22 protein-coding genes are annotated in these 19,188 nt (G+C 64.0%); 17 read left to right on the top strand and 5 right to left on the bottom strand.

Annotated elements, in window-relative coordinates; translation table 11 throughout:
* Positions 1 to 123 precede the first annotated feature (123 nt).
* The 11 genes from ilvB (at position 124) to pfkB (ending at position 10,806) form a co-directional block, all read left to right on the top strand.
* The gene (ilvB, locus tag Harman_RS03065) at positions 124 to 1,881 is read left to right on the top strand and encodes a biosynthetic-type acetolactate synthase large subunit (RefSeq protein ID WP_137682343.1); all 1,758 of its coding nucleotides are present in this window, start codon (positions 124 to 126) and stop codon (positions 1,879 to 1,881) included.
* A gap of 8 nt (positions 1,882 to 1,889) precedes the next feature.
* Positions 1,890 to 2,477 carry an acetolactate synthase small subunit gene (ilvN, locus tag Harman_RS03060; RefSeq protein WP_137682342.1) on the top strand — a complete coding sequence of 196 codons (588 nt, stop codon included), beginning with the start codon at positions 1,890 to 1,892 and terminating at the stop codon, positions 2,475 to 2,477.
* Positions 2,470 to 3,501, top strand: a complete 1,032-nt coding sequence (gene ilvC / locus Harman_RS03055; RefSeq protein WP_137682341.1) for a ketol-acid reductoisomerase — start codon at positions 2,470 to 2,472, stop codon at positions 3,499 to 3,501. The genes ilvN and ilvC overlap by 8 nt, the downstream gene beginning before the upstream one ends.
* Entirely contained in the window at positions 3,494 to 3,757 is a 264-nt protein-coding gene (locus Harman_RS03050) for a hypothetical protein (RefSeq protein WP_137682340.1), read from the top strand. Before ilvC ends, Harman_RS03050 begins: the two co-directional genes overlap by 8 nt.
* Entirely contained in the window at positions 3,754 to 5,175 is a 1,422-nt protein-coding gene (leuC, locus tag Harman_RS03045) for a 3-isopropylmalate dehydratase large subunit (RefSeq protein WP_137682339.1), read from the top strand. Before Harman_RS03050 ends, leuC begins: the two co-directional genes overlap by 4 nt.
* Positions 5,172 to 5,816 (top strand): 3-isopropylmalate dehydratase small subunit, encoded by a 645-nt coding sequence (gene leuD / locus Harman_RS03040; protein ID WP_137682338.1) that lies wholly within the window; start codon positions 5,172 to 5,174, stop codon positions 5,814 to 5,816. The genes leuC and leuD overlap by 4 nt, the downstream gene beginning before the upstream one ends.
* A gap of 262 nt (positions 5,817 to 6,078) precedes the next feature.
* Positions 6,079 to 6,819, top strand: coding sequence for an HFX_2341 family transcriptional regulator domain-containing protein (locus tag Harman_RS03035; protein WP_137682337.1), 741 nt, complete (start codon positions 6,079 to 6,081; stop codon positions 6,817 to 6,819).
* 105 nt (positions 6,820 to 6,924) lie between these two features.
* Positions 6,925 to 7,686 carry a response regulator gene (locus Harman_RS03030; RefSeq protein WP_137682336.1) on the top strand — a complete coding sequence of 254 codons (762 nt, stop codon included), beginning with the start codon at positions 6,925 to 6,927 and terminating at the stop codon, positions 7,684 to 7,686.
* 380 nt (positions 7,687 to 8,066) lie between these two features.
* Positions 8,067 to 9,050: an isocitrate/isopropylmalate dehydrogenase family protein gene (locus Harman_RS03025; protein WP_137682335.1), complete on the top strand. Its 984-nt coding sequence runs from the start codon at positions 8,067 to 8,069 to the stop codon at positions 9,048 to 9,050.
* 89 nt (positions 9,051 to 9,139) lie between these two features.
* On the top strand, positions 9,140 to 9,901 hold the full coding sequence (glpR, locus tag Harman_RS03020; RefSeq protein WP_137682334.1) for an HTH-type transcriptional regulator GlpR: 762 nt from the start codon (positions 9,140 to 9,142) through the stop codon (positions 9,899 to 9,901).
* A complete protein-coding gene (pfkB, locus tag Harman_RS03015) occupies positions 9,898 to 10,806 on the top strand; it encodes a 1-phosphofructokinase (RefSeq protein WP_137682333.1) in 909 nt (302 codons plus the stop codon). Before glpR ends, pfkB begins: the two co-directional genes overlap by 4 nt.
* A 38-nt stretch (positions 10,807 to 10,844) precedes the next feature.
* On the opposite strand, the gene Harman_RS03010 is transcribed toward pfkB, so the two are convergent.
* Together Harman_RS03010 and Harman_RS03005 are read right to left on the bottom strand one after the other, a co-directional pair.
* Complete coding sequence (locus Harman_RS03010) at positions 10,845 to 11,972, bottom strand: hypothetical protein (RefSeq protein ID WP_137682332.1); 1,128 nt, start codon at positions 11,970 to 11,972, stop codon at positions 10,845 to 10,847.
* A gap of 3 nt (positions 11,973 to 11,975) precedes the next feature.
* A complete protein-coding gene (locus tag Harman_RS03005; protein WP_053968421.1) occupies positions 11,976 to 12,758 on the bottom strand; it encodes a class I fructose-bisphosphate aldolase in 783 nt (260 codons plus the stop codon).
* Positions 12,759 to 12,877: 119 nt separating this feature from the next.
* Between Harman_RS03005 and Harman_RS21365 the strand changes: the two genes are divergently transcribed.
* Entirely contained in the window at positions 12,878 to 13,027 is a 150-nt protein-coding gene (locus Harman_RS21365; RefSeq protein WP_200830812.1) for a DUF7557 family protein, read from the top strand.
* Here the strand turns inward: Harman_RS21365 and Harman_RS03000 are convergent.
* Positions 13,024 to 13,479, bottom strand: coding sequence for a DUF5799 family protein (locus tag Harman_RS03000; RefSeq protein WP_137682331.1), 456 nt, complete (start codon positions 13,477 to 13,479; stop codon positions 13,024 to 13,026). The genes Harman_RS21365 and Harman_RS03000 overlap by 4 nt on opposite strands.
* Before the next feature lie 180 nt (positions 13,480 to 13,659).
* On the opposite strand from Harman_RS03000, the gene Harman_RS02995 reads away from it, so the two are divergent.
* Positions 13,660 to 14,943, top strand: coding sequence for an FIST signal transduction protein (locus Harman_RS02995; RefSeq protein WP_137682330.1), 1,284 nt, complete (start codon positions 13,660 to 13,662; stop codon positions 14,941 to 14,943).
* A 55-nt stretch (positions 14,944 to 14,998) separates the two neighbouring features.
* Here the strand turns inward: Harman_RS02995 and Harman_RS02990 are convergent, their stop codons facing one another.
* Entirely contained in the window at positions 14,999 to 15,394 is a 396-nt protein-coding gene (locus Harman_RS02990; protein ID WP_137682329.1) for an OsmC family protein, read from the bottom strand.
* 152 nt (positions 15,395 to 15,546) lie between these two features.
* Here Harman_RS02990 and Harman_RS02985 point away from each other — a divergent pair, with 152 nt between their 5' ends.
* Together Harman_RS02985 and Harman_RS02980 are read left to right on the top strand one after the other, a co-directional pair.
* Positions 15,547 to 15,918, top strand: coding sequence for a hypothetical protein (locus Harman_RS02985; RefSeq protein ID WP_137682328.1), 372 nt, complete (start codon positions 15,547 to 15,549; stop codon positions 15,916 to 15,918).
* Positions 15,919 to 15,970: 52 nt separating this feature from the next.
* A complete protein-coding gene (locus Harman_RS02980) occupies positions 15,971 to 16,825 on the top strand; it encodes a UbiA family prenyltransferase (RefSeq protein WP_137682327.1) in 855 nt (284 codons plus the stop codon).
* A 46-nt stretch (positions 16,826 to 16,871) separates the two neighbouring features.
* Here Harman_RS02980 and Harman_RS02975 read toward each other — a convergent pair whose 3' ends face one another.
* Entirely contained in the window at positions 16,872 to 17,531 is a 660-nt protein-coding gene (locus Harman_RS02975; RefSeq protein ID WP_137682326.1) for a DnaJ domain-containing protein, read from the bottom strand.
* A 129-nt stretch (positions 17,532 to 17,660) separates the two neighbouring features.
* Between Harman_RS02975 and Harman_RS02970 the strand changes: the two genes are divergently transcribed.
* Together Harman_RS02970 and Harman_RS02965 are read left to right on the top strand one after the other, a co-directional pair.
* Positions 17,661 to 18,209 carry a DUF1684 domain-containing protein gene (locus Harman_RS02970; protein ID WP_137682325.1) on the top strand — a complete coding sequence of 183 codons (549 nt, stop codon included), beginning with the start codon at positions 17,661 to 17,663 and terminating at the stop codon, positions 18,207 to 18,209.
* A gap of 68 nt (positions 18,210 to 18,277) precedes the next feature.
* On the top strand, positions 18,278 to 19,138 hold the full coding sequence (locus tag Harman_RS02965; protein WP_137682324.1) for a CPBP family intramembrane glutamic endopeptidase: 861 nt from the start codon (positions 18,278 to 18,280) through the stop codon (positions 19,136 to 19,138).
* Positions 19,139 to 19,188: the final 50 nt, after the last annotated feature.

Raw genomic sequence — 19,188 nt, 5'->3', positions numbered from 1 at the left:
CTTCACATTTTCATATCCGGTCGAATCGCTTCGCCACAACACCACAGAGTCACCAGTCATGCACGCAGCACACACATTACCGCGGTATCGAACGCAGACACGAACAGACGGAGGGATGGCACGATGAGCGAACGCGCATCAGTTCCCAAAGAGGACGAGGACGCCGAGTCCGAAACCGAACAGGAACCGGTCACGACGGGCGCACAATCGGTCATCCGCGCGCTGGAAAACGCCGGGACGGATTACGTCTTCGGCGTTCAGGGCGGCGCGATTATGCCCGTCTACGACGCGCTGTACGACTCCGACATCAACCACGTCACGATGGCCCACGAGCAGGGCGCTTCACACGCGGCGGACGCGTACGGGATCGTCACCGGCGACCCCGGCGTCTGTTTCGCAACCTCGGGCCCCGGCGCGACGAACCTCGTGACCGGCATCGCCGACGCGAACATGGACTCGGACCCGGTCATTGCACTGACCGGCCAGGTCCCGACGGAGTTCGTCGGCAACGACGCCTTTCAGGAGACCGACACCGTCGGCATCACCCAGCCCATCACGAAGGAGAGCTACTTCGCCGCCGACTCCGACACTGTCGGTGACAACGTCAGCGAAGCGTTCGCGCTCGCCGATGCCGGCCGGCAAGGGCCGACGCTCGTGGACCTCCCGAAGGACGTAACCCAGGGCGAGACCGAGGTCGAACCCGGGAAACCGGAGACGCCGGACACCTACGACGTGCCCGAGGAGGCCGACGACGCGAACGTGCAGGAGGCCGCCGAGGCGCTGTCTGAGGCCGACCGCCCGGTCATCCTCTCAGGTGGCGGCGTCATCAAGGCGAACGCGTCGAGCGCGCTCCGGGAGTTCGCCAAAGAATACGAGATTCCGGTCATCACGACGATGCCCGGTATCGGGAGCTTCCCCGAGGACCACGAACTTTCCCTGGAGTGGGCCGGCATGCACGGCACCGGGTACGCCAACATGGCGATTACCAACACCGACTGCATGCTGGCTATCGGGACGCGCTTCGACGACCGCCTGACCGGCGGCGTCGACTCCTTCGCACCCGATGCGGATATCATCCACGTCGACATCGACCCCGCCGAGATCAGCAAGAACATCTACGCCGACTACCCGCTCATCGGGGACGCCCGGGAAGTGCTCCGGCAGCTGTTCGATGCGATGCCGCGTGCGCCCGACGCCGACGAGTGGCGCGAGCAGTGCCAGGAGTGGAAATCGGAGTACCCGATGACCTACGAGATGCCCGAGGATGAGCCGCTGAAACCGCAGTACGTCGTCGAGACGTTCTCGGATCTGACGCCGGACGACACCATCGTCTGTACCGGCGTCGGCCAGCACCAGATGTGGGCCTCCCAGTTCTGGGAGTACACCGAACCCCGGACGTGGGTCTCCTCCCACGGCCTCGGGACGATGGGCTACGGCGTGCCCGCCGCCATCGGCGCGAAACTCGCCGCGCCGGACCAGGAAGTCGTCTGCTTCGACGGCGACGGCTCGTTCTTGATGACCGTTCAGGGCCTCTCCGTTGCGGTGCGTGAGCAACTCGATATCACCTACGTCGTTCTGAACAACGAGGCGGTCGGGATGGTCCGCCAGTGGCAGGACGGCTTCTACGAGGGCCGCCGGATGGCCTCGGAGTACCCGTGGATTCCGCAGTTCGACAAGCTGGCCGAGGCCTTCGGCGCGCGCGGGTTCACGCTCGAATCGTACGAGAACGTCGAGGAAACGATACAGGAAGCACGCGACTACGACGGGCCAAGCGTCATCGACGCCCACATCGACCCCGGGGAGAACGTCTTCCCGATGGTCCCGAGTGGCGGTGACAACGGCCTGTTCGCGCTCGAAGAAGACCATCTGGACCAACTATGACAGGAGGCATGCCAGGCCCCGCGCCGGACGAACGGATGCGCCCGAAGGGTCGACGCAACACGCAGGGAATCCGCGTCGACCCCGAGGCCGAAGTGACCCACGAACCGCGGCAGGCGGTGCTGTCAGCCCTGGTTAAACACCGACCGGGCGTCCTCTCGGAGGTGTCGGCGTTGTTCAGCCGGCGGCAGTTCAATATCGAAAGCCTCACCGTCGGCCCGACTGTCGACGAGGATACAGCCCGGATGACGATCCTCATCGAGGAGCCGGAACCGGGGATCGATCAGGCGAAAAAGCAACTGCGGAAGCTCGTGCCCGTCGTCTCCGTCAGGGAGCTCGAAGGCGAGTCCGTCCGGCGGGAGCTCGCGCTGGTGAAAGTCAGCGGCGAGAAGCCCGACGACGTGAACGCCGTCGCAGACATGTACGACGGGCAGGCCGTCGACGCGTCGACCGATTCGGTCACCGTTGAGATCACGGGCAGCAAGCAGAAGATCGACGCCGCCGTCGAGGCGTTCAAGCAGTTCGACGTGCAGGAGATCGTGCGAACCGGGGCCGCCGCACTGGAACGCGGCCCGAAAACATTAGAGAAAGATGTCTGACGAATTCACCACCACAGTCTACTACGACGAAGACGCTGACGTATCGACACTCGACGACGAGACCGTAGCCGTACTGGGCTACGGCTCACAGGGCCACGCCCACGCGCTGAACCTCCACGAGTCAGGTGTGGATGTGGTTGTCGGCCTCCGGGAGGACTCCTCGTCGCGGGCCGACGCCGAAGACGCCGGCCTCCGCGTCGAGGCCCCTGACGTGGCCGCCGCCGAGGCGGACCGCGTCGTGATGCTGGTCCCCGACACGGTCCAGCCGTACGTGTACGAAGCCATCGAGGACGGACTGGACGCCGGGGACACGCTCCAGTTCGCCCACGGTTTCAACATCCACTACGGCCAGATCGAGCCGCCGGAAGATGTGGACGTGACGATGGTCGCGCCCAAGTCGCCGGGCCACCTCGTGCGCCGGACCTACGAGCGCGGCGAAGGGACGCCGGGTCTCATCGCGGTCTATCAGGACGCGACAGGCGACGCCAAGGAAGAGTCACTGGCCTACGCGAAGGGCATCGGCTGCACCCGCGCCGGCGTCATCGAGACGACCTTCCAGGAAGAGGTCGAGACGGACCTCTTCGGCGAGCAGGCCGTCCTCTGTGGCGGCGTCACCGAGATGGTCAAGGCCGGCTTCGAGACGCTGGTCGACGCCGGCTACGCGCCGGAGATGGCCTACTTCGAGTGTCTGAACGAACTGAAGCTCATTGTCGACCTCATGTACGAGGGGGGCCACATGGGCATGTGGAACTCCGTCTCCGACACCGCCGAGTACGGCGGCCTGACTCGCGGCGAGGAGGTCATCGACCGCGAGGGGATGGAGAAGATCCTCGAAGAGGTCCAGAACGGCGAGTTCGCCCGCGAGTGGATCAACGAGAACCAGGCCAACCGGCCCGCCTACAAGCAGTACCGCGACGCCGAACAGAACCACCAGATCGAGGAAGTCGGTGGTCGCCTGCGCGAGCTGTTCGCGTGGGGCGAGGACGCCGACGCTCAGAAGGAAGAAGCACCCGCAGATGACTGACGACAAACCAACAACAGACACGAGCGAATCGACAGACTCGCGCGAGACGATGCGCAGCGTTCAGCACACCCACCCGAAGACGAGCGCGACCTTCGGCGCGGTGTTTCGCCGCGGTCCGGTCGTCGCCGCCGACGGTGGCGAGCGCGACGGCGAGGAGACTGACGAGACGATGGAGGATATCGACCACGAGGCACCCGGCGAGGGCGTCACCCGCGCCTACGAGCGCGGAACCGAAGGACGGGACGAGACAGTATGAGCCGAGGCACGTTATACGACAAGGTATGGGACCGACACAAAGTCACGACCCTGCCCAATGGGCAGGACCAGCTGTTCGTCGGGCTCCACCTCATCCACGAGGTCACCAGCCCGCAGGCCTTCGGCATGCTCAAAGAGCGCGGCCTCGAAGTCGCACGCCCGGACCTGACCCACGCGACGGTCGACCACATCGTGCCGACCGCGAACCAGGACCGGCCCTACAGCGACGACGCGGCCGAGACGATGATGGCCGAACTCGAAGAGAACGTCCGGGACGCCGGCATCCAGTTCTCTGACCCAACGACAGGTGACCAAGGTATCGTTCACGTCATCGGCCCGGAGCAGGGCATCACCCAGCCCGGCAAGACAATCGTCTGTGGCGACAGCCATACCTCCACCCACGGCGCCTTCGGCGCGCTCGCGTTCGGTATCGGGACCAGCCAGATCCGGGACGTGCTGGCGACCCAGACCATCGCGATGGAGAAACAGAAGGTCCGCAAGATCGAAGTCACCGGCGAACTCGACGAGGGCGTCGAAGCAAAGGACATCATCCTCGAAATCATCCGCCGACTCGGGACCGAGGGCGGCGTCGGCTACGTCTACGAGTACGCCGGCGAGACTATCGAGAACCTCGACATGGAAGGGCGGATGTCCATCTGTAACATGTCTATCGAGGGCGGCGCTCGCGCGGGCTATGTCAATCCCGACGAGACCACCTACGAGTGGCTGAAAGACACCGACTACTTCCAGGAGCACCCCGAGAAGTTCGAGGAACTCAAACCCTACTGGGAGTCCATCCGCTCGGACGAGGACGCCGAATACGACGACATCGTCGAGATCGACGCCGGCGAACTGGACCCCGTCGTCACGTGGGGGACCACGCCTGGCCAGGGCATCGGTATCGACGACCCGATTCCCGAGCCCGAGTCGCTGGCCGACGACAAGGTCGACACCGCCCGGCGCGCCCAGAAGCACATGCGCGTCGAACCCGGCGAGACGATGGAAGGCTACGACATTGACGTGGCCTTCCTGGGTTCCTGTACGAACGCTCGACTGCCCGACCTCCGTCGCGCCGCCCGCATCGTCAAGGGCCGCGAGGTCGACGACGACGTGCGAGCGTTCGTCGTCCCCGGCAGCCAGCGCGTCCAGCGCGCCGCCGAGGAGGAAGGCCTGAAGGACATCTTCGAGGACGCCGGCTTCGAGTGGCGCAACGCCGGCTGTTCGATGTGTCTCGGCATGAACGAGGATCAACTGGAGGGCGACGAGGCCTGTGCCTCCTCCTCGAACCGGAACTTCGTCGGCCGCCAGGGCAGCAAGGATGGCCGGACCGTCCTGATGAACCCACGGATGGTGGCCGCCGCAGCCATCACCGGCGAGGTGTCTGACGTGCGCGACCTGAAGGAGGTGAACTTAGCGTGAGCGACCCGACTGAGGACATCCCGTCAGTCGACTACGTCGAAGGGTCTGGCATTCCGATTCGCGGCAACGACATCGACACGGACCAGATCATCCCGGCGCGGTTCATGAAGGTCGTCACCTTCGACGGCCTGGGCGAGTTCGCCTTCTTCGACCTGCGGTTCGACGACGAGGACAACGAGAAGGACCATCCGTTCAACGAGGAGCGATTCCAGGACTCGAACGTGATGGTCGTCAACGCCAACTTCGGCTGTGGCTCCTCCCGCGAGCACGCGCCGCAGGCGCTCATGCGCTGGGGTATCGACGCTATCATCGGCGAGTCCTTCGCCGAAATCTTCGCCGGGAACTGTCTGGCACTCGGCATTCCGACAGTCACCGCCGACCACGAGACGATCAACGCGCTCCAGCAATGGGTCGACGACAACCCCGACGGCAACATCGAAGTCGACGTGCGGGCGGAGACGGTCACCTACGGTGACAACGAGGTCAACGTCAGCGTCGACCGCGCCCAGCGCGAGGCCCTCGTCGAGGGCAACTGGGACACGACGGCGCTGATGAAGGCCAACCGGAACGCTATCGAGGAGACGGCCTCGCAGTTGCCGTATCTGGACCAGACGCGGTCGGATATCGAAGCGGACGACTAACTACGAGGACCGCTTCGCGTGTCCGAGGCATAGGCGTCCGGTTCGCAGAAGCGGACGATTAGCGCGAGGGCGCCCCGCGACCTCGGTATGCGCGAACGGCGACGCCGTGAGCGCCAGAGCGCCGCTTCGCGTGTCCAAGGCGTAGGCGTCCGGTTCGCAGAAGCGGACGACTAACGCGAGGCGCAGAGCGACCTCGGTTTGCGTGAACGGTTTTTGTCTCGACTATGGTAAGACCAATAGCTGTGCGAGGCGCTCTTCCCACATGGACCAGATTCGGGAGATACACATCGCGCCGCTGGGGCACGAGCGCGACCGGATTGCCGAACCGATCCACCAGCACAACGCCGATGAGGTGTACCTGCTCACAGCGACGACGGACCCGGAACGGCTGACACCGTACCAGCAGGCACTCGTGGACGAACTGGACGACAACGGCGTCAACGTCGAACTGTACCAAGCGGATTTACACGACCTCTATGACGTGCTAGCGGTCGTGACGACACTGACCGCCGACCATCCCGAGGACATCGTGCGCGTCAACGTCTCCAGCGGGCCGAAGGTGGCGGCTATCGGGAGCGCCATCGCGTGCATGGCAACAGCGGCCACAGCGTACTACGTCCACCCCGAGGAACACGTCCCGTCAGTTTCGTCGGAACCGCTCACTCGCGGGATGGAGCGCGCGGAGGTCCTGCCATCATATCCCATCGAAGCCATCTCCCGCGACCAGGTCGCTGTCCTCGACTACCTGAAGCGGACCAACACGGACACGTACACCGCCAAGAAATCGGACCTCATCGAGTTTGCCGAAGACGCCGGGCTTTCGTTCATCGACGATGCGGACCCGGCAAACGACAAGGCGAAATTCGCGCTGTTAAACGCCAACATCATTGATCCATTGGTCGAGGACGGGTACATCGCGGTCAGCGATGTCGGCCGGACGAAACAGGTCGAACTGACCGAGACCGGCGAGAACGTCCTCCACGCGTTCCGGCACAAACTATGACGTGGCTGCAGTCTCTGTCACTCACATACGCAGAACACGTATAAACAGAACCCAACCCTTTCGTAGTTTCACACCATAATTAATTATACTTGGGAACCATCCCGCATGAACCACGTCTCGATAGATGCTATCACGGTGCTCCATCTCGACGACAATCCGAACTTTAGCGAGATCGTTTCGGAGTTTCTGGAACGAGAGGACACGGCGTTCTCGGTAGTGACTGCGACGTGTGTCGATGAGGCGCTGACGGTGCTGCACGACAACTCGATAGACTGCATCGTCAGCGATTACGATATGCCCGACAGGGACGGGCTAGATTTTCTGGAACTGGTCAGAGATGACTACCCCGACCTGCCGTTTATTCTGTTCACCGGCAAGGGGTCAGAGGAAATCGCGAGCCAGGCGATCTCGGCCGGCGTCACTGACTACCTGCAGAAAGGGACCGGGACGGAGCAGTACACCGTGCTGGCGAACCGAATCCAGAACGCGGTCCGGAGCGTTCGGGCCGAAACCGCGGTGCAACGCACGGAAGACCGGTATCACAATCTCGTCGACACTGCGCCGATTCCGATTCTCCTCTTTGACCGTGACTGGGAAGCGCTGTACGCGAACGAGGCAGCTGTGGCGTTTCTCGATGCGGACTCCTTTGCTGAGATCGCGGGCAAAAAGGCGAGTGACTTTCTCCACCCCGACGAGCGGGAGTCGGCCAGAGAGCGGTTCCAGCAGTTGATGCGTAACGACATCTCCGCTCCGCAAAAGGAGTACCGCGTGGTGACCGCCGAGGGCGACGTAAAGACAGCGACAGTCGCCACTGCCCCCGGCTACTACCGCGGCGAGAAGGTCGCCCAGGCGATGCTGTATCGGTAGTCGGACCGCGTGCACGTCGCTCATCAGTTTCTCCGGCCCGTTTCAGTTCGGTGCTCCTGTCGCTGTAGCCCTATTGTATCAATAGTTTAGATAGTATCTACTGTATAATTAGTATTGAGATAGAATATACATAGCTCTCATCGCTACGAGTAGTTGCGCACGGGTCGCCAGCGATCCTCCCCGATTCGCTTCGGCCCTCCACACGCTCACGTCGTCCGCTGGTCACCCGTGCCATTCCCCTGTGTTGTGCCTGTTTCCGGTCCATACGCCGCGTTATATGATGCTGACTCCGTCCGCCGCTGGTCGGTTTGCGTGGCTGCAGCCGGAACCGACACGCCGGAACCGAACCACTTTCACCGGCCGCCCCCGTCTCACCGGCAATGACACACGAGATAGCCGTTATCCCCGGTGACGGAATCGGACAGGAGGTCACCCCCGCTGCGGTCGAGGTACTGGAAGCCATCGACGCCGTCGATTTCGACTTCGTTGAGGGCGAGGCCGGCGACGCCGTGAAAGGCGAGACCGGTGAGGCACTACCCAACGAGACACGGAAGCTAGCAGCTGATGCCGACGCGACGCTGTTCGGCGCGGCCGGCGAAACAGCGGCCGACGTTATACTGCCACTTCGACAGGTCGTCGGTTCGTTCGCTAACGTCCGTCCAGCTCGGTCCTACCCCGGCCTCGACGCCGTCCAGCCTGACACCGACATCGTGTTCATTCGGGAGAACACCGAGGGCGTCTACAAGGGCATCGAGAGCGAAATCGCCGAGGGCGTCACCACCTGTACGCGGGTCATCACCGAAGACGCCTCCGAGAAGATCGCCGAGTACGGGTTCAGCTACGCCAAGCAGAACGGCTACGACGACGTGACCATCGCCCACAAGGCAAACGTCATGCGCACCACCGACGGACTCTTCCTCGATACCGCCTCGGCGGTCGGCGAGGACCGCGACGCCTCCTACGACACCGCGCTCATGGACGCGCTCGCGATGCATCTCGTCATGAACCCACAGGACTACGGCGTCGTCATCTCTCCGAACCTCGCCGGCGACATGCTGTCGGACCTCGCCGCCGGCCTCGTTGGCGGTCTCGGCCTGCTGCCCTCGGCCAACATCGGCGAGGAGAACGCGCTGTTCGAACCGGTCCATGGCTCCGCGCCGGACATCGCCGGTGAGGGCATTGCCAACCCCTCGGCGATGATCCTCTCCGCCGCGATGTTGCTCGATCACCTGGGGTACGACGAGCAGGGCGACGCCGTCCGGTCGGCCGTCGAGCGCGTGCTCGACTCGGGTCCCCGGACGCCGGATCTGGGCGGGGACGCGTCCACCGAGGACGTGACCGCGGCGGTCATCGACGAGCTGTAGCCGCTTTTGTTGGCCGATCTTTGGTCAGAAACAAGCACAACTCCAATAGAAAGAGGTAAAACCGAAGCGAAACAATCACAGCCGAGAGAATGCTCCCGGCCGAGCGAAAGCGCACTATCGTGCAGTTGGTGACAGAGCGAGACGGTTGTTCAGTGTCGGAGTTGGCCGCGGAACTGGAGTTCTCGAAGGCAACGATACGCCGTGACCTCCGGGACCTGGAGTCGCAAGGCCGGATAAAACGGTCTCACGGCGGCGCAGTACCGGCGTCCTCCGCGGGGACCGAACGACCGTACGGCCAGCGCGAGGTCGACCACTACGCGGAGAAACAGGCTATCGGCGACCGAGCCGCACAGGAAGTCCGCGAGGGCCACGTGGTCTGTTTCGATGCCGGCTCGACAACGATGGAGGTCGCCCGCGCGATTCCGGACACGGACTACGTCGCGGCGACGAACATGCCGGAGCTTGCCACTGAAGTGGCCGAGCGAGATGTCGACGCCAAACTCACCGGCGGGAGCCTCCGACCGCGGACCCGGGCACTCGTTGGCCCGATGGCCGAGCGAACCATCGGGCGAATGAACTTCGATCTGTTGTTTCTGGGGACGAACGCCCTCGACAGCGCTGCCGGGCTGTCGACGCCCAACGAGGACGAGGCGGCCGTCAAGGAACTGATGGTCGAGCGCGCCCGCCGAGTCGTCCTGGTTGCCGACGCGTCGAAGTTCGGCGACCGGAGCTTCGTCAGCTTCGCCGACTTAGACCAGGCCGACTTGCTCGTTACCGACGCCAGCCCGTCGGGCGCACTCGCCACAGCACTCGCGGACGCAGACGTAACCGTCGAAGAGGTCAGCACATGATTGTCACCGTTACCTACAACCCCGCAGTCGACCAGACGATTCAGTTCGACGAACAGATGGCCCCTGACCGTGTCATGCGGGCCGAGGATGCGCAGTTCGACGCCGGCGGGAAAGGCATCAACGCCGCACAGTTGCTCACCGCGATGGACCGGCCCTGCGTCGCAACGGGACTACTGGGCGGGTTCACCGGGACATTTATTCGGGAGACGCTGCAGGACGACGGCGTCGAGACGGCCTTCGTCGACGTGGACGGAACGACCCGGCTCAACACCACCGCTATCGCGGCCGCCGAAGAGTACAAACTGAACCAGGCCGGCCCGACTGTCGGCGAGTCGGTCGTCGACTCGCTGCTCGAACAGGTGCGAGCGCAGTCTCCCGACCGCGTGCTCGTCGGTGGGAGCCTGCCGCCAGGGCTGTCCCCCGACGCTATCGACCGCATCGCGGCCGGCGGCGACTGGGAGACAATCGTCGACACCGGGGGCGACATTCTCCGGGAACTCGACGCTCAGTACGGGCTCTGTAAACCGAACCGCGCCGAACTCGGCGACGCGACCGGGGCCGATGTCTCCACCGTCGAGGGGTGTGCGGACGCGGCGGAGGCGTTCCGGGAACGGGGCTTCGACCGCGTCCTGGCCTCCCTCGGTGCGGACGGTGCTGTCCTTGTCGGCGATGCGGGCCGGCTGTACGCCGAAGCGCTCGACATCGACGTGGTCGACACCGTCGGAGCCGGCGACGCGCTCCTCTCAGGCGTCCTGAGCGCCTGGGAGGCCGGCGCGGACGACGAGACGGCACTCCAGACCGGCGTCGCCGTCTCCTCGCAGGTGGTCCAGCGGGCCGGCACGGCCGTTCCCGACCTGAGCGATATCGAGACGCTTCGGGACAACGTGACGGTTCGGCGGCTGTAGCGGGCAAAAAAAGCGTCGTAGAAATCGGAGACCGCGGCTCAGAACTTTTCGAGGTAGTCGTCGACGAACGCGCGCACGTCAGTCAGCGACGGCTGATCGGCGGTCCGGACGAAGTAGCCGGCGACGGCGTTGCCGACGACGACGGCGGCCGCGGGCGGGAGGCCAGCAATGAGTGCGAGCCCCAGCCCGGCGTTGAAGTGGTCGCCTGAACTGGTCGTCAGCTCCGGGTCCGAAACGGCCGGGACGGCGACGCTGTCGGTGCCGTCCGCGGAGACGACGACCGAGCGTTCGACGCCGTGACCGACGAACCAGGTCGGCTCCAGCGCGTCGAACACCGCCTCGGCGTCCTCGGTGAACGACCACTCGGCCTCGCCGGCGTAGGCGTCCGCGAGGACGCCCGTCTCGGCCCGGTTCGACGAGACCACCACGTCAGTCACCTCGTCTAGTCGGCCGATGGCCTCACGGCCGGCGCGCAGACGGTCGGCATCGAGCTTCCGCACGTCGCCGGGGTCGACAAGGACGGTCTCCGGTGGGTCCTCGATGTCGTCCCACAGGTCACGGAGCCCATCGAAGATGGTCGGCAGGTCCGGCGTCTCGGACCAGTAGCCGGTCCCGAGTAGGCGCGCGCCGTCGAGCTTCTCGGCCAGTCGCTCGTGGCCGAAGGCCGCGTCGAGTTCGGCCCAGTCCAGGGCCATCGTGTCGCCGATCTCGGTGAGCATGAGCTTCCCGTCGTCGAACTCGACGGCGTCGGTGACGCCGGGTTCGCCCAGCGAATGGAGGTCGTACTCGCCGAACTCCGCCTCGAAGGCGTCGTGGACCGGGTCGCCGTACATCCCAATCATCACCGGGTCGAACGACCAGACGCCGAAGGCCCGGGCGAGGTGACTGGTGTGACCGCCGGTTCGGTTGCCCTGCTGGAACCACTCGAAGGAGAGAGAGCTGTCGGCTGCGACGGAGCGTTCGATGCGGTCGCCGAAGCTCTCCAGCGTGGCAAGGCGTTCGTGGCTCTCGGGGTCGATGCGGTCAGCGACGACCTCCCGAACGCGGTCGAGGTAGCCGTCGAAGCCGAACACGACTCGTCCGGTGTCGAAAGCGCCGGGAAGCGCGTCGCTGGACGGCAACGCCTCGTCCGCCGCGGCGACGGCTCTACGCGTCTGCTCGTCCATAGCCTACAGCACGTCGTCGGCCGTCGCGTCCTCGAAGATGACGCCTTCGAGCTTGTCCAGAATGTCGTAGGGGTCATCGCGCTGCCAGACGTTGCGGCCGACGGCGAGGCCGGCGACGCCGACATCCATGCAGTCCTCGACGAGTTCGAGGAAGTCCCGGTCGGATGTTTTCGACCCACCGGAGAGCAGAACGCGGTTATCAGCTGCCGAGCGGACAGCATGGGCCATCGCCTCCTTGTCACGCGGGTACTTGACCTTCGTGAAGTCGGCTCCGAGTTCGAGGCCGATGCGGGCCGCGTAGGCAATCGTTGACGGACTCCGGTGTTCCTTGATGGCCTGGCCGCGCGGGTACGACCACATCGCAATCGGCAGGTCGTGGTCGCGCGCGTTCTCTTGGACCGGACGGAAGTCCTCGAACATGTCGGTCTCGCGGTTGACACCCGGGTAGATGGTGTAGCCAATGGCGTCGGCACCGAGTTCGGCGGCGTAGTCGACGGACCAGTTCTGTGGCGAGTACGGGTCGCCCATCCAGAGGTCCGACCCGCCGTTGAGCTTCGCCAGCAGGTTCACGTCGTCCTCGTAGCTCGGGTAGTACGTCTCGGCCAGCCCCTTGCCGACGGCCAGGGCCGTCACGGCGTCGTGGGTCGCCATCTCGAACACTTCGCGGGGATCGAGGCGCTCCTCGACGCCGCTGAACTGCTTGGGACCGTGTTCCAGCCCGTGGTCGTGTGCCAGCACGAGCGTCTTGTCGTTCCGTACGAGCGGTGAGTCTCCCAGTGGTCGCATGTGGTATGTTCCTACCGAGAACGACCATTAACCGTTTTCGGTTCTGATTTGTTACTACTGTTCGCGTTCGTTTTTGATCGTGGGCGGGAATTAAGTACGTTCCAGTGAAAGGTTCGTGTATGCTATCCGTGGAATTGGACGCGGAAACGGTGGACCGCCTCGACGACCTTCGTGTCGAAGACGAATCCTACGACGACATCGTGACGGAACTCATCAACATCTACGAGGCCGAGGAGCTAACGCTGTTCCACGGTGGCGAACAGTACTAACTCCGGGCCTGCTTACAAACAGCGTCCCAGCGCCCGTTGGACTCCAGTTTCTCCTGTAGCTTCTCCGCGTACTCCTGTGCCAGACGAGCCGCTTCCTCCTCCTGTTGCTTGTTCCCGCCGCCGGACCCGCCCAGGCCCAGGGCGTCCTTCACGCCCGAGAGCAGGCCGCCGCCGCCCGAACCGCCGCTGTCCCCGCCAGGACCGCCCCCGCCCATCGGACTCTGGTTCGCGACCCGTTCCATCTCTGGCATGACACTGGACAACTTCGATGTATCGGCCACGATCCGAGCGGCGTCGGGGTCGTCCGGGTTCTCGATTTCGAACTCGACGGCGGTCATTACAAGGCCCCACTGCTGGCTGGAGAACGACGATGCCTTGACCTGTTCGTTGAACCGTTGATCGACCGCCATCCGTTCGCCAGCGATGCGGTCGGTCCAGTCTGAGTCACTCATACCCAGGTGTTTGCGGGCCGGCGGTATGAGCGTTTCCCGCTCCGAGCGGCGGTGAGGTCTATGACCGTGTGATAAGTAGCTGGCTGTAATAGAGTCCGTAGAATCATAGTACTAGGATTTATAATGGTAGTCATAACGCTTCCAACAGATTAACACGGTTCCCCGAAAGAACTCGGGTCGATGACTACAGAGTTTGGGACGGGGCAAGCGACGGGGGACGCCGGTGACGCCGCCGCGATGGACGCCATCCGGGAAGCGATGACCGACATCTCGGCCGACGAGCCGGATTTCTGTCAGATCTTCTGCTCGCCGACGTACGATTACGATGCGGTGCTGTGGGGCGCTCGGAGCGTTATCGGCTCGGAACCCGAAATCGTCGGTTGTTCGTCTTCCGGCGAGTTCATCGAGTCCGGGTCGGGGAACGGCACCGTCACGGTCGGCGTCGTCTCGTCGGACTCGATGCGGTTTTTCTCCAGTATCTCGACGGAACTCGGCGACGATCCCGAGCGCTGTCTGTTTGAGGCCGTCCACGACCTCCCTGCGAAGGAGGACCCCGCCGTCGACGGGTACCCACACCGGACGGTCATCAATCTCCACGACGGGATGGCCGGGATCGGGAATAAAGTCACCAGGCTCACCGAGCAGTACCTCGACGGCGAGGACACGCCAGTCGTCGGTGGCTCGGCGGGTGACGATCTCCAGTTACAGGAGACGCACGTCTTCCGGAACGGGCGCGTCGAGACTGATGCCGTCGTCCTCGTGCTGATCGCCTCTGAAGACCCGCTTCCGGTAACGGTCAACCACGGTCACGAACCGATCTCCGAGCCGATGACGGTGACCCGCGCCGAGGGCAGCACGGTGTACGAACTCGACGGCCGTCCGGCCTTCGAGGCCTGGCGGGACGCGATCCGCGAGGACGCGATGGAGACCTACGACATTGACGTGGATGAACTGCAAGCGGGGTCAGACGACCTCGTACTGTTGCTCGGCCGCTACGAACTCGGTATCGAGTCGGAACCGGAAGCGGACACGGACGGACTTGCCTCCCGCATCAAGAGCTTCATCGAGAGCAAGCTCATCTCGACGAAAGGGTACAACATCCGGTGGCCGGGCCATACAACTGACACCGAGGGGCCGCTTGATTTCGCCGTTGCCGTCTCCGAGGGAACGGAGGTCCGAGTGACACACAGCAATAAATCCGATCAGGTGTATGCAGTGCGGAACGCCGCGACTAACGCCGTCAATGAACTCGGCGGGGGAAACGTCGCGGGTGGGTTCGTGTACGACTGTGCCTGCCGTGCGATGATTCTCGGCGACGACTTCGATGACGCCGTCGACACGATTCACAGCGCCATTGACGCGCCCTTCGCCGGTTTCGAAACGTACGGCGAAGTCTGCTCGGCCGACGAGGATTACACTGGCTATCACAACACGTCCTCGGTCATACTGCTGTTCCCGGAGTGACGACTACAGGACTGCTGCCGCGGAAAAGTCACGGATACTCCCTGTTTCCGCCCGCTTAGACGCCAGATTCGATGCTGATGTCCGCGTGGAGTTCGTCCTGTAGCGCCGAGTGGACGTGACAGATGTCCTCGGCGAGTTCGACGATGTCCTGCTCTTCGTCGGCGAGGGACTCCTCGACCTGGACGTGGAAATCGATGGACTCCAGGTCGTCGTCCTCGTCAAGGTCTGCGGCGACTTCTACGTCGACGGCACCGATGTCCTCGTGGCCGTACTTGTCGGCGGCGACCCGCAGCGCCGGGATGTAACAGGAGGCGTAGTCGGCGGCCAACACCTCGTTGGGCGACGGCCCGTTCTCGCTCAGGGCGTCGACGATAAGTTCCCACTCGCCGTTGATGACGCTCTCTACTGTGTAGCCCTCTTCACACGTGCTTTCGACTTCGATGTCTGCCATAGCATTCTGGGGGTCACAGCCCTCCCCCTAAACGTTTCCTGCGTGGAATTCGGTCGTGCCTGGTGTTGCTCCACAGCGATTGTCTCCGTCCATTATTGTGTTCGGGTTTGGCTGCCGAAAGATAATACATCTTCAGCCCGTATCCGCGGGCAATGGAACACCTCGCACCGTCGAACGTCCCGGTGTACGCCACGCGGGAGCGCCAGCGCGAGATCTGGGAGCGCTGTCGGGACCGGGGCCAGCCGGTCCTCGCTGTTCGGGACGCGACGCGGGGGTTCATCGTCCGGTACGACCTCCAACACCTGTCCTACGAGCTTTCCGACGACACCGTCCAGGCGCTTCGTGACCGTGTGCGGTCCCGCCGGCCGTACCCGACGACGACGGACCCGATCTCCGAGACCGAGGGCGTCGGCGGTGAGGCAGGCCCGGTGTCCGGTGAACTCCACGCAGACACCGAACAGGCCGCCAGAGAACTGGCCTCGCACATCTCGGGGTTCGTCCTGGACCGGTCGAACTGGCGGTAGTACCGAAACAACGCGGATGGGGCTTTTTGCCAGAGCCGCGCCTTGGGTTCGTATGGCAGTCGCCCGACACGAACACGGTCCGGTTGCGGCCCTGAGTGCCCTTGCGTCGCAGGTCCATCCGGTGTTTATGCTGCCACCACTCGCTACCTCGCTGTTCGGCGGGCTGCTTTCCGGCGGGTTCTGGCCGCTGGTGGCCGCGCTCCACGCGGGCGCGATGTTTTTCGCCGTCTACACGGCTCACGTCAAGGACGGCTACGTCGACTTCCACGTCCGCGGCGAGGACGACGACCACCCACTCACTGATTCTGGCTGTCGCATGGCCCTGGTCGGTGCTGGACTCGGGTTCGCGCTCTGTACGGCGGCGCTCTGGCTGCTGGTCGGTCCCGGCGCGGCGCTGTTGACGGTCCCGACTTGGGTCATCGGCTACACCCACGCGCCGCAACTGGATATGCACCCCGTCGGGGCGACGATGGGCTACCCGACGGGCATCGCACTGGCGTTGCTGGGCGGGTACTACGCGCAGGTGACAACGCTGTCCGCGCGCGCCGTCGGCCTCGCGGCCGTGTTCCTCCTGTTGCTGACCGGCATCAAGATAATCGACGACGAGCAGGACTACGACTACGACCGGTCGATACAGAAACGGACTGTCGCTGTCGTGCTGGGACGGACCCGCGCCCGACAGTTCGCGCTCGGGCTGTTCGGGGCTGGACTGCTCGGCATCGTCGGCCTGTCCGTGGCGCTGCCTGGCATTCCGCCGAGCGCTGCGGCGGCCGCGCTCGTCTTCGGAGCGGTCGCGGCCATCGCCCAGCGGGGCGACCCCGAGACCGCGACGATGCTGCTGATTCGCGGGTCGTATCTCTTGTTGGCCGTCCTCGTCACCGCTGTCTGGTTCCGACCGCTGGCCTGAGTCAACGCTGTTCGAAACCGCTCCCGCCGGAACCACAACCGGTCAATCAGCCCGAGATCCGTGTGAGGACGTGGGTCGCGGAGATGACCACCGATATCATCACCATCGAAACGGCCATGACGACGGCGACGACCGGCGAGAGATCCCCGGTGAGGCCGCCGATGCCGAGCAGTACGGCGGCGGTGACGGAACAGACAAGCAAGGCGAGATGGACGAACAGCCATGGTCCGACGCGACGGAGCGACGTACGCAGCGTCTCGACGCTCGTCGGCTGTGTCGGTCGGACTCGCTGGCCGGGCTTGTAGTAGTCCGTTGCGGTCCCGTAGCCCGTGCTGCCGCCGCGAGTCTGTGTGGGCCGCTGTGTCGCTTTTGCCGTCGCCCCGCCCGCAGTTTCCGTGTCGGTCCGCTGGTCGACGTACTGCTGTGCGATGTCGCTGACACCGCCTGTGGCTGTGCCGCCGTCCGCGCCGCCGTCGACGTACTCGCTGACGTACGCGTCGTGGCCGAGCCGGTCGTAGCGCTCTCGCTCGACCTCGTCGGTGAGCACGTCCTTTGCCCGTGTGAGTCGCTTGAACCGCTCTTCGGCGTCAGGGTCGTCACTCACGTCCGGGTGGTGGGTCTTCGTCTGCTCCCGGTAGGCGCGGACTATCGTCTCTTCAGTGGCATCCGGGGCCACCCCCAGAATACCGTAGAACGTCGCTTCCATACACACCCCTGTGTGTTCGTCCGGTCGAACTGGACATATAATAAAGTAGTCACTCTCTCACGCCTCGATATTGTCCATCACCGTCGCCGAGTCGCCGGACTGAAACTGCCCGGGCACTACGGTTCGAGTATGGACATAGACAGCGAGGAGTGGGCGGCGCGACTCCGGGAGAACCGGGCCGAGAAGGACCGCTTCTTCGCGGAGCACCGCCAGTCACCGATTCCGCCGGACGAGCGCGACGATTTCGACGGGCTCAGCTACTTCGACCCGGACCCCAAATATCGGGTCGAGGCGACGGTGACCGTCCACGACACGCCGGAGTCGGTCGACCTAGAGACGAGCGACGACCGAACGGTCCGCTATCTCCACGTCGCGACACTGTCGTTCGACCTGGACGGCGAGACCCGGACCCTCCACGCGTTCCGGCAGGCTGCCGACGAGTCCCGGACGCTGTTCGTTCCCATCCGGGACAAGACGACCGGCCAGCAGACCTACGACGGCGGCCGATACATGGAATTGGAACCCGACCGCGACCTGAGCGACGGCGACGAGATCACGCTGGATTTCAACCTCGCGTACTCGCCGTTCTGTGCCTATAGCGACACCTTCTCCTGCCCGCTCCCGCCGGAGTCGAACTGGCTCGACACCGCGGTGACCGCCGGCGAGCGGATCGACTGAGGGTTCCCGACAGTTACGGCGGCGACATCAAACGAATTGTTTACACATCGCCACGACCAAGGCGGCGTATGGCAACGGCGACCCGCAAACGGCAGGTCCTACAGTCCCTCCAGTACGGTTTTACGCTCTTTTCGGCGCTCTTGTTGGGTGTACTCGGGCTCGGATTCGGCTCGATATTGCTGGCCATCGTTGCTGTTGTCCTGTCTTTCGGGGCCGGAATACAGATAACGACAGTACAGACGCTCGTGCTGGGGCTGATAACGATTCAGGGAATCGGCTGCCCGGTCATCGCGTTCACGTACATCAAGCTCAGACCGGTGATCAGAGCGAAACTCCGCGAATACTTCTCTTACCAGACAGACAGCAACGAATTCAGCATTGGCATTTCCGTGCCGAGTCTCCGTGAGGCCGGTATCGTCGTTCTGGGCTATTTCAGTGCGATGGGCGGGCTCGTGGTGGTGGCGGTCATCATCACGGCGCTGGTCTCGATGTACGGGGTCGAGCCGGCCTCAAATCAGGCGGCTGAGGTCGGGATGGCGAATCCGGATCTCCTCCTCCTGTTGATCCCCGCCTCGTTCCTCCTCATTGGCCCCGGCGAGGAACTGCTGTTCCGCGGTGTCGTTCAGGGTCGCATCCGGGACCGCTTCGGTCCGATCACGGGCGTCGGTATTGCGAGCGTTATCTTCGCCAGCATCCACTACCCCGCTCTCAGCGGCGGGTCGGTCACGGGGAAACTCGTGTCTATAAGCGCCCTCTTGCTCCCGGCGCTCATCCTCGGTGCGACCTACGAGTACACGAATAACATCGTCGTGCCCTCGCTCATCCACGGCGCGTACAACGCGACGCTGTTTACCGGGCTGTACGTCAGCGTCAAATACAGCGATGAACTCTCGTCCGCTGCGGGAGTTCTCACTGGTGGCGGGTTCTGAACGATGTCAGCAACGCCGTAGTATCCGACGAAAGTGGCGACGTTCGGTTC

The organism is Haloarcula mannanilytica (genome assembly GCF_005406125.1).
GTDB classification, from domain to species: Archaea; Halobacteriota; Halobacteria; order Halobacteriales; family Haloarculaceae; genus Haloarcula; species Haloarcula mannanilytica.
Note: the sequence above shows the minus strand (reverse complement) of the source record. Positions and strands in the feature narration are given on the sequence as shown.

Coding starts and splice junctions, on each gene's coding strand:
- ilvB (WP_137682343.1), top strand. CDS start 124: ATGAGCGAACGCGCATCAGTTCCCAAAGAGGACGAGGACGCCGAGTCC.
- ilvN (WP_137682342.1), top strand. CDS start 1,890: ATGCCAGGCCCCGCGCCGGACGAACGGATGCGCCCGAAGGGTCGACGC.
- ilvC (WP_137682341.1), top strand. CDS start 2,470: ATGTCTGACGAATTCACCACCACAGTCTACTACGACGAAGACGCTGAC.
- Harman_RS03050 (WP_137682340.1), top strand. CDS start 3,494: ATGACTGACGACAAACCAACAACAGACACGAGCGAATCGACAGACTCG.
- leuC (WP_137682339.1), top strand. CDS start 3,754: ATGAGCCGAGGCACGTTATACGACAAGGTATGGGACCGACACAAAGTC.
- Harman_RS03035 (WP_137682337.1), top strand. CDS start 6,079: ATGGACCAGATTCGGGAGATACACATCGCGCCGCTGGGGCACGAGCGC.
- Harman_RS03030 (WP_137682336.1), top strand. CDS start 6,925: ATGAACCACGTCTCGATAGATGCTATCACGGTGCTCCATCTCGACGAC.
- Harman_RS03025 (WP_137682335.1), top strand. CDS start 8,067: ATGACACACGAGATAGCCGTTATCCCCGGTGACGGAATCGGACAGGAG.
- glpR (WP_137682334.1), top strand. CDS start 9,140: ATGCTCCCGGCCGAGCGAAAGCGCACTATCGTGCAGTTGGTGACAGAG.
- pfkB (WP_137682333.1), top strand. CDS start 9,898: ATGATTGTCACCGTTACCTACAACCCCGCAGTCGACCAGACGATTCAG.
- Harman_RS03010 (WP_137682332.1), bottom strand. CDS start 11,972: ATGGACGAGCAGACGCGTAGAGCCGTCGCCGCGGCGGACGAGGCGTTG.
- Harman_RS03005 (WP_053968421.1), bottom strand. CDS start 12,758: ATGCGACCACTGGGAGACTCACCGCTCGTACGGAACGACAAGACGCTC.
- Harman_RS21365 (WP_200830812.1), top strand. CDS start 12,878: ATGCTATCCGTGGAATTGGACGCGGAAACGGTGGACCGCCTCGACGAC.
- Harman_RS03000 (WP_137682331.1), bottom strand. CDS start 13,479: ATGAGTGACTCAGACTGGACCGACCGCATCGCTGGCGAACGGATGGCG.
- Harman_RS02995 (WP_137682330.1), top strand. CDS start 13,660: ATGACTACAGAGTTTGGGACGGGGCAAGCGACGGGGGACGCCGGTGAC.
- Harman_RS02990 (WP_137682329.1), bottom strand. CDS start 15,394: ATGGCAGACATCGAAGTCGAAAGCACGTGTGAAGAGGGCTACACAGTA.
- Harman_RS02985 (WP_137682328.1), top strand. CDS start 15,547: ATGGAACACCTCGCACCGTCGAACGTCCCGGTGTACGCCACGCGGGAG.
- Harman_RS02980 (WP_137682327.1), top strand. CDS start 15,971: ATGGCAGTCGCCCGACACGAACACGGTCCGGTTGCGGCCCTGAGTGCC.
- Harman_RS02975 (WP_137682326.1), bottom strand. CDS start 17,531: ATGGAAGCGACGTTCTACGGTATTCTGGGGGTGGCCCCGGATGCCACT.
- Harman_RS02970 (WP_137682325.1), top strand. CDS start 17,661: ATGGACATAGACAGCGAGGAGTGGGCGGCGCGACTCCGGGAGAACCGG.
- Harman_RS02965 (WP_137682324.1), top strand. CDS start 18,278: ATGGCAACGGCGACCCGCAAACGGCAGGTCCTACAGTCCCTCCAGTAC.